Genomic DNA, 13,807 nt, shown 5'->3' with positions numbered 1-13,807 from the left:
GTAATGGAACTCACGGCACTTACTTCGACCTTAGATCTTCTCAAAAAGGGGAGGGAGAAGCTTGTCGCAGACTTCACTCACAATGACATCGAACTTTACACTGATCTATTCAAATATGAAAATAACCAAGAGCTTATGGCGTTGGCACGATGCCGATTTAAGATGTCGTGGATCGCATTCCATTACGAGCTGTTCGACAGCTTGCAAGAACAAACACCACGCTCAACTGGAATAGTCTTTAGAGAATGTGTGCTTCAATTACTTGATCATTTGAGATTGACTAATGATGTGGATAATCGCTCTTCCGAATGGAGTTTAGTGAAAGATCTAATTGAAGAAACAAACAGTTTGCTAGCCGGACAGTTCGATTTTTCAAATAAGGATGATGCCCGTTACAAAAGACTTTTATTTGCAAAGCATAAGGAAAAAGCTTTGTTTGAAAGAATATTTGCGCAAAAATTAGGGGAAAAAAATGAGCTGGATGGATAAACTGTCGGCTTTGGGTGGTGTGATAGCCAAGCCGTTTGAAATTCTTGCGGATTATTGTAAAGAACCCATCCGCAATTGGGAACACGAACGAAACGAGACTGCAAAGTCAAATGCACATCAACTTGAAAAGGAATTCGAGTTAGCCAAAATTTCTGCCGAATCAGACGCGCGCATTAGGGAACGTCAAGCCGACACGGACTTGGCCATTAAACGAGAAACTGAGATCGAAAAAATCTCTATTGAATTAGACGAATGGATCAAAGATCAAGAAGTTGCACGCTTTGAACGGCTAACTGAATCTATAATAAAATATCGGCAACAATTTGTCGAACTCAACATTAATGCAACCAATGCTATCGGATTAATGCAATTGGAATTGCGATCGAGAGCACACGATTTAATTGTAGAAAAAGTAAAAAAATATAAGGCACTTCAGGATGATGCGCTACTGGAAGCTGCGCATGATTTTACTCGTATAGAAAAAGATTTTGTTGATAATCCCGCTGCAAAAAAAATATTGATGGCGGCGGTAGAAAAAAAGCTTTCTACTGTTATTGATGGCGCTACTAATTTAATGGGAGAGTTGCAAGTTGACTTGAGATCGCTTAACGAAAGCATAAGCAGCCTTGCAAACAGCGGTGAGAAATTCATAAACAATCATCTTCAGCAATTTCATTCTCGTCAGATTGGGTCAATTGAACATCTAACCGTCAAGCCAACAGATCTTTTGATCGAGTAAAAAGCAGGAAAATAAAAATGTAGGGGCGTTGAGCGAGCCTTTAAAAATTTCTGTGTAAATGCCCCTTTTAACTTAACTTCAACATCATAACCTTTCGAATTGACTTGAACGACTTGGACAGGTCGAACACTGATAGTCAAGGTGTTAGGATTCCTTTGCCCAAGCTGTCCGGGCTGTCCATGTGGTTTTCAAAGGAGCGCTACAAAACATCCCCAAGAAATTTCTCCACCACTTTTCTATCCTTGGCACTCAGCTTGCCCATAGCAAGTGCAACCTTACCGAATAAATCCAACAAGATAGTCTGCTGACTTTCACTTAAACTTTCCATGCGATTCATCAGCGCCAATGCGTGGTCACTCACATCAGGTGTACTGATTTTCAGCAAATCGCTGATTTCGCAATCCAACAATTTGGCAATCTGAGCCAGGCGTGCCAGTGTCGGCGCGATGTGCCCTGTCTCTATTCTGCTGACGGTTTCTTTCTCAATCTCCATGTGCTCGGCTAATTGTGCCTGAGTCAATCCTTTGGCTTTTCTGCGAATCGCAATGATCCCGCCGACTTCACGAGCCAATTGTTTTTCTGGGCTAATTTCTTCTTGTGGCATGACACACCCCGTCATAGTAGAGCATGAAGTGTGATCTTTTTACGTCAACCTTGGAATAATTCAATGCGTTATTGTAAAATGACATATTAAATCATTTTTAATTGATTTTTTAGGTCTACTACCAAACGAAAGAACTTTGCTATCAAATCATGCACGAGGAAAATATGGCTAAAAATTTTAAAAAAATAAGCGGTATTATCACAATGCTGGGGAATTCAATCGCAACCAATCTGGCAAAAAACTACACCGTAATTGAGATTAAAGAAAAAAACGGTCGTACAACAACCATTCAGAATGTTGCCATCAGCTCTACTCTTGATAACTACTTAAATGTTGGTGATGAAATGGAACTGTATTTGGTGAAGTTTTACGATAAGGCAAGTTATCCCTTGTATATCTACGGAATAAAAACCGAAAACAAAGAGCCAATTGGTTTTATTCCATCTGCATTCTCGAAACAAAAAAATGGCTTGATCATCATAGGAATAATCATGCTCGGTTTTATTCTGACTATGCCAATCAGCCTGTATCTATTCTGGCTTGCTTCAAAAAAATCAAATTTGATTAAGCAAATGAAAGCAGAAGTTGGTCAATAAAGATTTTAGTGTCATGACGAAATCAGTCAGTTGCAACAGCGGACATGCCCAATCTTCATATGTTCATGTGGAACTAGAATTTGGTATTCGCAGGGACGACGAGTTCAGGACCTTTTTTTATCGACGCTGATCAGTTGAAGCGACCAAAGAGCTGTCGCCAGATCACCACTCCGATTTTCAAAGATTAATTTAAACCCAAGGATCACAACATGAAATTCAGCTTCATGACAGCAACTCTATTTGCTGTCGCATTATCAGCATGTGGCGGTGGTAATTCAGGCAGCGGTAATGGCAATAATCAGCTTACCGTCACCACCGCAACTGATACCGAGATTATTGTCAATCTCAAATCCAGCAATATTGATTTTTTCTCGAACTTTATTTCACTGCAAAAACCACCAGGAACTTGGAGGTGGCTATCAACACCAAACCGACATGTTCTCGTCTATATTCCAGCACCGACTAATGGGAATACGACAGAACAGGACTATGCGAACAAGGTGAACAATGCCATAGTACAAATCAACACGAAGTTGAGGAACGTCTTGGTTTTAGAACCAGTTTCAGTGAAGCCGGCTAATGAGAATTTCATTCAGATCAGCTATGGCACATCTTATGTCCCGCCGGGCACGACCAATTATCAAGGCTACTGCGCAAATGTTTCAGAAGGTCCCGGTATCGGAAATATGATCCAGCCCAACGGCGAGTATGGAATTGCATCAAGCCCTGTATTCATCAATCTTGGAAATGGTCACTGCGACGTGACACAGGACATTGTGACTCACGAGTTTGGGCATGCGTTGGGGCTTGCTAATCACTTCAAGGGGTTTGGCACTGGTGATGCAATCTCACCTGCATTTTAGGACGTGCTGGCGACCTTGTATGGCAATCCGCAATCAACAATCGCACAAAATCTGATTGTTCGTCGGGCAGCGAATTCTTGAAGGCTTCGCGGAAGAGGCAAGAAATTATTTTAGATAGGAAGGAAAACCAACGCGAATGCGGGCATAGTCATTGAATTAAACGTGCACATGTACCAAATGGCACTTTTTTAAACTAATTTATTTAAAAAAACAGAACGTAGCCCAATATTATATACTGCGTTTATATACAGTAGTTTGAAATATATCCTAAGTGAAAATATATTTCTCAAAAAGGATGTACTGCTTGCAAACGACAAAAAACACCACTAGACTTAGTCGAAAATAAATAATGCTCACTACATATAGTGTTATTTATTTTTTGGGAATCAAGGACGGCCTAGGAACCGCCCTTGAAAAAGAACTACGAAATGGCAGTCCTTTGAGTTAACGAGACAAAGTTTCTGTCAATACCATTGGTATGTCAAGCATACTGTCTGGTTTCAGGCGTTCTTCCCAATATTTTTTAACTTTATAGGGAACGACTATGGCAAATTGTCAAATCACTTGTATTACAAAAACCAATCCACAATCATCACACGAGCACATAACTCATGTTGGGAATTCAGCATGGTCAATGAAGCGGCTCACCGTTGAAGATGTGATTCGACGCATCCGAAGTAACACGGATACATTTTATGTAAAGGACTCACGAGGCAATGTTGCGCAGGTTGGCGTTGTCGAGGCAACACCTGGTCGGAGAGCGCATATTAGAACCTATGCCGACGGCAAGTGGACTGATAATCTACTTTCTCTAAATCAATGCAGTTAAACGGCATAAGGAACTGACGAATATTTAAATCGCCCCCCAAAATTTAATGTCTTAATTAATTTGGGGGCTCCTACACAAGCGGCAGCCTCTTTTCAATACCCCCAACTCTCATGCCGAACAGGCAAACGATTAAGCTCATCCTTGTGAAATCTCCACTTCGGCATGAACTTGTCCATCAGTGCGACAAATCGGTCATTGTGGCTCGGTTCAAGCAGATGTGTCATCTCATGAACAACAATATATTCCAGGCACTCTGGGGGCTTCTTTGCCAGTTCCAAATTGAGCCAAATTCGTTTGGCATTCGGGTTGCATGTGCCCCATTTGGTCTTCATTTTCTTGATGCCGAATTCAGCCACCTCTACCTTCATCATTTTTTGATATTTGGCGATGATGCTTGGCACAGCTAATTTCAATTGTCGCCGATACCATTCACTGAAAACTGTCGCTCGTAATTCCGTACTCGCATCGGGGCGTATATGCAACTCCATGGTTTTGTGTTTGAGTTGAACATGTGCAGCACCTTGCGAGGGTGCGAGAGGCACGATTTTTAGCAGGTATCGTTCACCATTGAAATAATGGCTTTCACGATTTATGAATTCCCTTGGGGCTTCACGTTCTTGTTGTCTGAGTTTGGTTTGCTGACGTTTAATCCACCCTAGTTTAGAAATCACAAACACACGTATCGTATCTTTCGTCATCCCTAACGGAGCAGACACACTCACCCGTCCTTCTGGCGGGTGTACGCTCAAATGCACGTTCTTAATATCTTTCATGCTCACGGCAACGGGAATATTGCCCAGCTTGAATTGATGTGTGGCGGTTCTCATGCTTACTTGTTCTTAAAATGCGTCAATACTCGTGCTGTTGCTTCAATATCGGGAAAATCGCTTCCACTTTTTCCACATCACCCAATACCTCGTACAACTTGCCTTTGACGATCTGCTCTTTCGCCCGATTGTCTTTCCAATTATCGGGTGCATAGTCTGCCATCACTTGGTGAACAGCTAAGGCAATACCTTCATCTTGTCCCAAATTATTGTAGATTGCCCGTTTGCCTTGGGTGTTTAAAGCTGGCGGTGTAGTCGGTGCAAAACCTTGTGCGACTTTCTTGGCAAGCTCCGCGATATTGTTGAGATAGTCCTCGTAATCTAATGCACCTTGCTTACGCTGTTTGATAATTTCATCCAACAGCTTAGACATCTTTTCAAAATAAGCAGGGTCTAGCAAATGGTCTTTGATGATTTTGCTACGCACATTATTTTCAATGGTTTCAGCCACCGCGTCTTTATTGCCCTTAATACCGTCAGGCTGTGCGTTGATGGCTGCTGCGATACCACTATTGACGATAATATCAATCAGAGGCATCTCACCAAAAGGTGAAATCACTTCTGGTACATCGGCTTGAATGTAGTTATCAATCAAATGCCGCATATCGGCTTCATAGGCTTTTAAGTCCAGCACTTCATTGCTGGCATGGCGAATTAACTCACGCAATTTCAGATAGTGATCCACCAAAGCCTTGATGTCTTGAATCTGCGTTTCGCTGTATCCAGCCTCTTGCATTTCGTCAGCGATGTTCGCATAGGCACGAATCAAGGTAACGATGGCTTTATACAGCGACGTGCGTTGAACTTCGCGCTCCTTTAAGTCACTGGCGACCTCCGTATTGCCGCAGAAATAATGAATATGTTCCAGATCGCCTTTGGGTGGCTTAACTGGTTCACATAATAAAGCTAGTTCTTCAATGGCAGTGTCTAAACGCTCGCGTCCTGTTTCAAGGCGATTCTTCAACAAAATATCGCAATCGTCCTTTTCAAAACCGTCATAGTCCAGCTCTGAGGTGTAGACGGCGACTGCATTCTCAACTTTTTCAAACAACTTCTTATAGTCAACGATGTAGCCAAATTCTTTATCGTCCGTATCAAGACGATTGACACGGCAAATCGCCTGAAACAAGCCGTGGTCTTGCATTTGCTTGTCGATATACAGATAAGTGCAACTCGGTGCGTCAAAGCCAGTAAGTAATTTATCAACGACCACCAGCAGCTTCATGTTAGCAGGCTGTTTCAGAAACAATTCCTTCGCTGTCTCTTCATAGCTTTCGGTCTTATTCATACCCGGCTTGGCAGCGACATCTTTCAATAGCTCGGTATAAATTTTGTAAATGGTTTCTTTATCGGTTTCGGTATTCGCACCCGTATCTTCCGTGGTGATGTCTTTGGTCTGTGGATTATAAGAAGTGATGACCGCGCATTTGTTTTTTAGTGAAGTGCCTTGAAATAACTCGTAATAGCGGCAGGCTTCGTAAATACTGGATGCCACTAAAATCGCATTGCCTGCTTGCGAACTTAAACGCGGCTTCACGCCAAAATCAAAAATAATATCGGCAACGACTTTTTCCATGCGAGAACGTGAACTCAGCACGTTTTGCATCGTGCCCCATTGTTTTTTCAGTTCAAACTTTTGGAAGTCATTTAAACCACGGGTTTTTGCAGCAAACCATTCATCGACCTTTTTCTGTGATGACAGTTTTTGGTCAATATCACGTGCTTCATAGACTAAATCCAATACCACCTTATCTTCTACCGCCTCGTTGAATTTGTAGGTATGAATGTATTTACCAAACACTTCCAGGCTGGTGGATTTGTCTTTTTTTAGCAAAGGTGTGCCCGTAAAGCCGATAAACACCGCATTGGGCAATAAAGCTTTCATCACACGGTGCAATCTGCCGCTCTGTGTGCGGTGACATTCATCAACAAACACAAACAACTCACCCACGGCTTGGGTAGGTTGGCTTTCTAATTCTTTGATGAATTGCTCAAAATTCTCTACGTCTTTTTTACCAAATTTATGCACTAAGGAACAAATCAAACGTGGGCTGGGGCTAGCCAGCAAGCTCATCAAATCGCGACCACTCTTGGCTTGTTCTATTTTTTCTTCGGCATCAGTGAAAACACGCTTAATCTGCTTGTCTAACTCATCCCTGTCGGTAATCACTACCACACGGGCTTTGGCATTGTTTTCCAATATCCATTTCGCCAGCAGCACCATCAAAATACTTTTGCCGCTGCCTTGTGTATGCCACAAAATACCGCCTTCACGCCGACGAACATGCTCTTGCGCCGCCTTGATGCCAAAGTATTGATGCACACGCGGTAGCTTTTTCACACCGCCATCAAACAAGACAAAATCATGCATCAGCTCGATCAACCTTTGTTTGTCGCAGATTTTGCTAAGGTATTTATCCAGCTTGTAGCCGTCGTTGTCTTGTTCGTCTTCTTTCCACTTCAAGAAGAATTTTTCGGGTGTGCCAATGGTGCCGTATTGCAGCCCCTCAGAATCATTGCCAGCAAACACAAACTGCACCGTACTAAAAAAATCACCGATAAATTCAGGCTTCTGGTTCACCAAGCTTTGACGTATGCCATCGCCAATCGAGACACGACTGTTTTTGAGTTCCAGCAGCGCAATCGCAATGCCGTTCACATACAGCACAATGTCTGGGCGCTTTTCATGATTACCATACACGGTCACTTCTTCGGCAATATAAAAATCGTTTTGTTGAGGCTGTTTCCAGTTAATCAATTGCACCGTATCGGTCGGTGCGCTGGCTTCGGTTTTGACATCCACTCCATAGCGTAATAAGCCATACACAGCTTTGTTATTGGCGTACAGGTTCTGGCTATGGTTATTGGCGGCGATGCGCAAAGCATAGATGGCACGGTTGATTTGCTCAGGGGTGTACGCCTGTTTGCGCAGATACGTGTTCAGCAAACTTTCATCAATATTGCTGTTATCAGCCTTATCTTCCAGATTGCCCAGATAGATATAGCCTAAGGTGTTCTGACACAAAGCCACCACACGATTTTGTGTAGCACGCTCTGGCTTACCAATAGCACCGCTAGAAGTTGGGGCGAGACTCATACTAATCGTATCCTTCCTGTCAGCAGGTTCTGCATCATGCCTTGTTTGATTTGCTGGTATTTGGCGAGCTTGGTTTCTAAGGATGCAATGTCCATATCCATCTCCAATAGAATGCTAGCGATCTCGCTTTGTTGATCGTCATTAGTTGGAATATATATCTCTACGTTTTTAACTGTATGCCACTCTGCTCTCGGCATCTTCGTTCCAGTAGATTGATTTGCTGCCTCTATAACTCTGTCAGACTGCATCAAGTAATAAAGCCATTCGCTTTTTATGTCATTGCTGGCCTTCAATACCCAGATTTCTGTAGAACATACGCCATCAAACTCGGCAAACCAATATTTACGCAAATAGGGGCGTAACTTCCCGAATAAGACATCGCCCTTTTGAAATACTGCTTTCTGACTGCGTTGTAATTTTGAGTCAACGTACCCAAGTAACACACCTCTTCCTTGTGAAAGATGTTCTAGCTCTACACATTTGCAGTTTTCTTTAGCGAGTAAAGGGTTATATCGATTTTTTGAAGGACTACAAATATCACCCAATTTTCGCATTTCCCAACCCGCTTTCAACACCCCATTTTCATAAGGATTAAACAAGGTCTGCATCGCCCCTTGTTTGATCTGGCGTTTTTTTGCGATGAGTTTTTGCAGCGAGCCTATCAAGGCATCGGCGTCGCTTAGGGCATTGGCTATGGCGGTTTGTTCGTTGATGTCAGAGGGAGTAACGAACTGTGTCTCCTTCAATACAACCATAGTCAAAGCCTTTTGAGAGCTTCCTATTGCACCGCTAATTATACTTTTTCGATTATTGCGGATTTGTGCGACAAAATAATCTAAATCAATTTCTTTAATATTCCGCAACCAAATCAAATTTCCATCTTTAAAATAGAATGGATTTGTCGACGAAATTAGAAATACGTTTCCCAAGGTTCCTACCGCAGTAATTAAAACTTCCCCCTTTTGTGGCACACCAAACTGACGCTTAATTGACTCATATTTCTCTTCGCTTATGAAATATTCTTCAACTAATTTTTCGCCATCAATAAGTAATGATATTTCTTTACCTCGATAAAATGGAATACCCGAAGAAACATAGTCTCTCTCAAAAATACGTTTACTTGAAAAAAAATCCGCATGGTCGCTAAATTTTTTAACGAGCCAATCCTCCGGAATGATCCCAACTTCAGTTTTTTTATAGCCCGATTTCACTTCCATACAAACCCCATTTCCGCCAAATGCGCCCGCACTGTTTTTTCTAAGTCTGCGACTGCTTCAGTTTGCGCGGGCAACGGCTTTTCATAACGTTCCGCCAGCTCTTTAATCCTGTGTGTCAATCGCTGGCTGATTCTATCCATCTCGGTATGAATATCTTTGGCGATGGTTCGCATCCATTTATCATCCACCACCAGAACCTTAATTTGCTCTGTGGTCAGCGTCGGATAATGTGCCAGTACTGCGGCATCTAATTTGCTTTGCGCTTCTTTGATTTTTTTATTGATCGCGGCTAAGTCTTCGGTTACATCCAGATATTTTCTCAGAACGGCGATTTCATCTTTTGCTTCTGCATCACCTTTGATTTCTTTCAGGCGTGCAGCGACATTGGCTTTATTGATTTTATCGAGTTCGGAAAAATAGCCATCTTCGCCACCGTGTTCTTCTTCCAGTTCGGTGATCTGGCTACTGAGGCTTTCGCTCTCCGCTTCCAAAGCCTGGATCGCTGCTTTATCTGTCGCGAAATAACGGTTAATCACCAAGTCTTTCGGCACCAGATCGCAAGTCCAGCCTTTGTCGCTGACTTTCTTGGTGGTTTTGTTTTCAACCAGAATGCGATAAGTGTCTGCCTTCCAGCCATCGCTGGCGATCAGGTAGCAATCGTCTTGCATGACCGCAAACCAGTAATTCATTAAATGCTGAAAGACATCGTATTTGTTCAGTAAAGCTTTGTCGGTATAGGCAGCGAGCAAGCTTTCACCTATCGCATGAATCACTTGCTTGGGGTGATGTCCTTGCTGTAAATCTTTGAGCATTGCGGTGGTGCTGGTTTGCCATTGCTCAAACACGCCATTCATCTGTGCCATGAATTGCACGAATTCTGGATGCTGATAAATCGTGGTTTTGATGGCGTCTTTATTGACCGCGAGCGCATAGAAGTTGTTGCTGCGGCTCGATGCTGTGAATAAACTTGCTTTGAGATTCGGGTAAACATCCCAATAGGCTTGAAGTGCATCCACATCCGCCTTGGGAATATCACCAAGCAGGTGGGCATCAATATGCTGCAAGTCTTCTGGTTCTGAACTGTCGATATAGCGTGGAATATTCAGATTGAATTCGTTCTTTTCAATTTCATCAAACGGCACGATACGGCTGTATTTATCGATCTCTGTTTGCTTATTGAATACATCGACAATCTGGTGAATGTCCATATCACGCAGGCGATTTTTATTGCCGTCCTTGATAAAACCTTTACTGGCATCAATCATAAAAATGGCTTTGCGATTGTGTGAATTTTCTTTATCAATCACGATAACGCAAGCGGGGATGCCTGTGCCGTAAAACAAGTTGGCAGGTAAACCGATAATGCCTTTAATGATTCCTTTGCGAATCAAGGCTTCGCGAATTACGGCTTCGGCATTGCCCCGGAATAAAACACCGTGCGGCAGAATACAAGCACCTTTACCACTACTTTTGAGCGAACGAATAATGTGTAGCAAATAGGCATAGTCACCATTCTTGGCAGGTGGCACGCCGTATTCTTGGAAACGAGTGTGAATATCGTGCAAAGCATCCACACCCGTTCCCCAGCGTTTATCTGAGAACGGTGGATTAGCGACGACATAGTCAAAGGTTTTGAGACTGCCTTGTTCATTCAAGAACAATGGATTAGCCAGTGTATTGCCTTGCTTGATTTCGGCTGTTGGATTGTCGTGCAAGATCATATTCATGCGTGCCAAACCACTGGTGGCAGCATCTTTTTCTTGACCGTACAGCGTGACTTCTGTTTTAGCTTCGTCAGCAATTTTTAATAGCAATGATCCTGAACCACAGGTCGGGTCATATACGGTGGTATTGGCACTGGTGTTCGCATTGGCGATACCGAGAATTTGTGCCAAAACTTTTGAGACTTCGGCAGGTGTATAAAACTGACCTTTGCTCTTGCCGCTTTCGGTGGCAAAGTGGCGCATCAGGTATTCGTAGGCATCGCCTAGAATATCGTCACCCTCGGCACGGTTGCTACTGAAATCGAGTTCTTTTTTCTCAAAGATAGCGATCAAGTTAGTGAGTCGTTCTACTTTTTCTTTGCCGTCACCCAGCTTAGTGGCATCGTTAAAGTCGGGCATGTCCGACAATTTATTTGCATCTGCTAAGGGTGCAATAATTTTCTTGTTGATGTCGTCGCCAATGGTGCTGGTTCCTTTCAGTGACACCATATCCTTAAAGCTGGCACCTGCTGGAATGGTAATCGGCGCGAACGGCACACCTGCATATTTGTCGCTAACGTATTTAATAAACAGCATGACCAGAACATAGTCTTTGTATTGACTGGCATCCATACCGCCACGTAGTTCATCGCAGCTTTGCCATAGGGAGGAGTAGAGTTCTGATTTTTTGATTGCCATAGATTTTTATATTTGAATGTTAAAACACGGTGTGTGTACGGTATCAATGATTTTTTTGTTACCAGATTGGTATTTCGATTAATGTGAGCATTTATCTGCTCATTAGCCTGTCGTAAAGGACAGTGGGAAAATCTCTGTTCGTATCGACAAACATATGGACGAAAATTTCTTCTTCTTTTATCTGATAGATGATTCTTGTTTGTCCTACTAGTCGTTGACGATAATGAACAAGTCCAATCGCTTCAATTTCTTCAGGAACAGAGCCAGCAAGTGGCATCTCGGCTATCTGTTTGAGCACTTTCTTGAAGTCAGCTTCGACAGCCACCCAAACCTGATCGCCAAATTTTCTCTTCACATAGCCGCGTATTTCACGATAGTCGTCCTTGGCATAAGCTAAGACTTGGACTTTGTAGCTCATTGCTGGTTTTCCTTGTCCATCTCAGCAAAGAAAGAATCGGCATCTTGGAACTTACCTTCTTCAATTTGTTTGTTGCCTAGTGCGAGGATTTTTAGAAGTGCCATGGTTTCTTGTTGCTTCTGATAACTATCGATATCCATGACGACCATCTTCGCTTCGCCGTTCTGAGTAATAATCAGAGGGTTGCTGTGGTTTTCGCTGAAATCCCTTGCTATCTCAGCGGCATTTGCCTTCAAGAATGAGATTGGTTTGATTTGCTCGGACAGCTTCATGATTGCTCCTAGTGCTAAATTAGCAATAAATCCAATTTTGGACTAAATTTAGTCTTATTATGAGACTGTCCAGCAATCTAAGTCAAATTTTCAATCGTGGAAGGTGAGCTTGTTCAGCACTACTTGTGCCACTGCCATCTGATTTCTCAACGACATAGCTTTTTATCACACTGCTGTCGTTGGTAATCTTTAATGTAGGTTTGCAATCGCGAACGACTTCAAGATCTGCTTTGCTAGGTTTATAGCCCGTGATTTTTTCTGGTGGGAATGCACCTGACAAAACGGCTTCAACGAACACTTTTGACTTGAAATCATCACTACCCGTTAAGTGGATTCCCTGCCAGCCTTTTTCTACCGCTAACTTTATCGCGACCTTGATTTCTTCATCCGTACCATTCGCCACTTTGATTTGACTGCCATAATCAAAGACTTTTCCGCCGCCATTAAGATTGATTCGAAAGCATGTGCCAATATCGGTTTCAATCTCATCCACCCCAGTGCAATGGTCTGCAAATATCTCCAACAAAATCGGAATGTAGGTTCTTGCAAAAATCGCCTCGCGGTATTTTTTACTATTATTGAAGTCGGTAGGGTTTAGGAACAAGTGCTTAGATTTTTTTGCTTGAACAATCTCTTCTTGAACTAGTTCCGCCTCCCCCTCCAATTTTAATGAAGCGATGAATTGTTTATTTTTTTCGTTACTCATATTTTTCTCCTTGATTAGTGTGTTGAGTTCCTTTCGTTTTGAAGTTATGCATCGTTTATCCATTGCATGACAATTTGCACCGACATGCACGGTTGGGATTTGGTCTAATCCCTGATCTTGCAAACTACGGTGGTCAATGCGGGATTTGCTGCTTGCGATGGACAGTCTTCTATTGCAGTGCTTCGCCCACTGCTCGCGCCACTCTTCCAATTGCTCTTTACTATTCCAATCGCGGTTCTTTTTGCCGAAGCCATCATTGGTGATATTGATGTCGCGGGTAGTGAGCAGAATGTGGGCATGTGGATTACCCTTTTTATTGTGAATGCAAACGTCCGCAATAATTTTTTTACTGGTGAGCTGTGTATGTACAAATCGTTCGAGCAAAATAATGTGCTGTGACGGGCTTAATTCTATCGGTAAGGCGACTTCTATCTCGCGGGCCACTTGCGCATCCTTTCGGATTTCAGACTGCTCTACGGCATTCCAAAGCTGTTCACGGTCTTTCATCCATTGCGGTGTATTCGGTGGTGCGAAGATACGGCGATAAGTGACTTCCTTTTTTCTGGAATAGTCAAAAGTTTGACCAGTGCGGTTATCTAGAATTTTCTCACCAGCACGATATGCGGCTGCTGCGGTGGCACTTCTTCCAGTGGTACGGGTAATGAGTTTTACACTCAGGTGGTAAATCGCCATATTTCAATTCTCCTGAACGTTTTCGCTTTCAGCTTTGAGCACACGTCGAGTAACG

13 protein-coding genes are annotated in these 13,807 nt (G+C 42.9%); 5 read left to right on the top strand and 8 right to left on the bottom strand.

Annotated features, from left to right (window positions below; translation table 11 throughout):
* Positions 1-3: 3 nt before the first annotated feature.
* Together H8K55_RS00415 and H8K55_RS00410 are read left to right on the top strand one after the other, a co-directional pair.
* A complete protein-coding gene (locus H8K55_RS00415; protein ID WP_186940052.1) occupies positions 4-489 on the top strand; it encodes a hypothetical protein in 486 nt (161 codons plus the stop codon).
* Positions 473-1,228 (top strand): hypothetical protein, encoded by a 756-nt coding sequence (locus tag H8K55_RS00410; RefSeq protein WP_186940051.1) that lies wholly within the window; start codon positions 473-475, stop codon positions 1,226-1,228. The genes H8K55_RS00415 and H8K55_RS00410 overlap by 17 nt, the downstream gene beginning before the upstream one ends.
* 199 nt (positions 1,229-1,427) lie before the next feature.
* On the opposite strand, the gene H8K55_RS00405 is transcribed toward H8K55_RS00410, so the two are convergent.
* The gene (locus H8K55_RS00405) at positions 1,428-1,832 is read right to left on the bottom strand and encodes a helix-turn-helix domain-containing protein (RefSeq protein ID WP_186940050.1); all 405 of its coding nucleotides are present in this window, start codon (positions 1,830-1,832) and stop codon (positions 1,428-1,430) included.
* A 164-nt stretch (positions 1,833-1,996) separates the two neighbouring features.
* On the opposite strand from H8K55_RS00405, the gene H8K55_RS00400 reads away from it, so the two are divergent.
* From H8K55_RS00400 to H8K55_RS00390, 3 genes are all read left to right on the top strand, one after another.
* Positions 1,997-2,428 carry a hypothetical protein gene (locus H8K55_RS00400; protein WP_186940049.1) on the top strand — a complete coding sequence of 144 codons (432 nt, stop codon included), beginning with the start codon at positions 1,997-1,999 and terminating at the stop codon, positions 2,426-2,428.
* A gap of 209 nt (positions 2,429-2,637) precedes the next feature.
* On the top strand, positions 2,638-3,291 hold the full coding sequence (locus H8K55_RS00395; protein ID WP_230408433.1) for a zinc metalloprotease: 654 nt from the start codon (positions 2,638-2,640) through the stop codon (positions 3,289-3,291).
* A gap of 544 nt (positions 3,292-3,835) precedes the next feature.
* Positions 3,836-4,120, top strand: a complete 285-nt coding sequence (locus H8K55_RS00390) for a DUF3892 domain-containing protein (protein ID WP_186940048.1) — start codon at positions 3,836-3,838, stop codon at positions 4,118-4,120.
* Positions 4,121-4,212: 92 nt separating this feature from the next.
* Here H8K55_RS00390 and H8K55_RS00385 read toward each other — a convergent pair whose 3' ends face one another.
* From H8K55_RS00385 to mobQ, 7 genes are all read right to left on the bottom strand, one after another.
* Entirely contained in the window at positions 4,213-4,947 is a 735-nt protein-coding gene (locus H8K55_RS00385; protein WP_186940047.1) for a M48 family metallopeptidase, read from the bottom strand.
* Between the two features lie 22 nt (positions 4,948-4,969).
* The gene (locus tag H8K55_RS00380; RefSeq protein ID WP_186940046.1) at positions 4,970-8,044 is read right to left on the bottom strand and encodes a type I restriction endonuclease subunit R; all 3,075 of its coding nucleotides are present in this window, start codon (positions 8,042-8,044) and stop codon (positions 4,970-4,972) included.
* A complete protein-coding gene (locus H8K55_RS00375; protein WP_186940045.1) occupies positions 8,041-9,261 on the bottom strand; it encodes a restriction endonuclease subunit S in 1,221 nt (406 codons plus the stop codon). The genes H8K55_RS00380 and H8K55_RS00375 overlap by 4 nt, the downstream gene beginning before the upstream one ends.
* The gene (locus H8K55_RS00370) at positions 9,252-11,663 is read right to left on the bottom strand and encodes a type I restriction-modification system subunit M (RefSeq protein WP_186940044.1); all 2,412 of its coding nucleotides are present in this window, start codon (positions 11,661-11,663) and stop codon (positions 9,252-9,254) included. The genes H8K55_RS00375 and H8K55_RS00370 overlap by 10 nt, the downstream gene beginning before the upstream one ends.
* Before the next feature lie 91 nt (positions 11,664-11,754).
* Entirely contained in the window at positions 11,755-12,081 is a 327-nt protein-coding gene (locus H8K55_RS00365; RefSeq protein WP_186940043.1) for a type II toxin-antitoxin system RelE/ParE family toxin, read from the bottom strand.
* Positions 12,078-12,353 carry a type II toxin-antitoxin system Phd/YefM family antitoxin gene (locus H8K55_RS00360; RefSeq protein ID WP_186940042.1) on the bottom strand — a complete coding sequence of 92 codons (276 nt, stop codon included), beginning with the start codon at positions 12,351-12,353 and terminating at the stop codon, positions 12,078-12,080. Before H8K55_RS00360 ends, H8K55_RS00365 begins: the two co-directional genes overlap by 4 nt.
* A gap of 82 nt (positions 12,354-12,435) precedes the next feature.
* Positions 12,436-13,752, bottom strand: a complete 1,317-nt coding sequence (gene mobQ, locus H8K55_RS00355; protein WP_186940041.1) for a MobQ family relaxase — start codon at positions 13,750-13,752, stop codon at positions 12,436-12,438.
* Between the last annotated feature and the right edge of the window lie 55 nt (positions 13,753-13,807).

The organism is Affinundibacterium flavidum (genome assembly GCF_014284175.1).
GTDB lineage: Bacteria > Pseudomonadota > Gammaproteobacteria > Burkholderiales > Burkholderiaceae_D > Undibacterium > Undibacterium flavidum.
The sequence above is the reverse complement of the archived record's forward strand: the minus strand, read 5'-3'. Positions and strand labels throughout refer to the sequence as shown.

Bases quoted from the DNA above. Each gene is read 5' to 3' on its own strand.
- H8K55_RS00365 (WP_186940043.1), bottom strand. From the start codon at position 12,081: ATGAGCTACAAAGTCCAAGTCTTAGCTTATGCCAAGGACGACTATCGT.
- H8K55_RS00395 (WP_230408433.1), top strand. From the start codon at position 2,638: ATGAAATTCAGCTTCATGACAGCAACTCTATTTGCTGTCGCATTATCA.
- H8K55_RS00370 (WP_186940044.1), bottom strand. From the start codon at position 11,663: ATGGCAATCAAAAAATCAGAACTCTACTCCTCCCTATGGCAAAGCTGC.
- H8K55_RS00415 (WP_186940052.1), top strand. From the start codon at position 4: ATGGAACTCACGGCACTTACTTCGACCTTAGATCTTCTCAAAAAGGGG.
- H8K55_RS00390 (WP_186940048.1), top strand. From the start codon at position 3,836: ATGGCAAATTGTCAAATCACTTGTATTACAAAAACCAATCCACAATCA.
- H8K55_RS00410 (WP_186940051.1), top strand. From the start codon at position 473: ATGAGCTGGATGGATAAACTGTCGGCTTTGGGTGGTGTGATAGCCAAG.
- H8K55_RS00360 (WP_186940042.1), bottom strand. From the start codon at position 12,353: ATGAAGCTGTCCGAGCAAATCAAACCAATCTCATTCTTGAAGGCAAAT.
- mobQ (WP_186940041.1), bottom strand. From the start codon at position 13,752: ATGGCGATTTACCACCTGAGTGTAAAACTCATTACCCGTACCACTGGA.
- H8K55_RS00405 (WP_186940050.1), bottom strand. From the start codon at position 1,832: ATGCCACAAGAAGAAATTAGCCCAGAAAAACAATTGGCTCGTGAAGTC.
- H8K55_RS00385 (WP_186940047.1), bottom strand. From the start codon at position 4,947: ATGAGAACCGCCACACATCAATTCAAGCTGGGCAATATTCCCGTTGCC.
- H8K55_RS00400 (WP_186940049.1), top strand. From the start codon at position 1,997: ATGGCTAAAAATTTTAAAAAAATAAGCGGTATTATCACAATGCTGGGG.
- H8K55_RS00375 (WP_186940045.1), bottom strand. From the start codon at position 9,261: ATGGAAGTGAAATCGGGCTATAAAAAAACTGAAGTTGGGATCATTCCG.
- H8K55_RS00380 (WP_186940046.1), bottom strand. From the start codon at position 8,044: ATGAGTCTCGCCCCAACTTCTAGCGGTGCTATTGGTAAGCCAGAGCGT.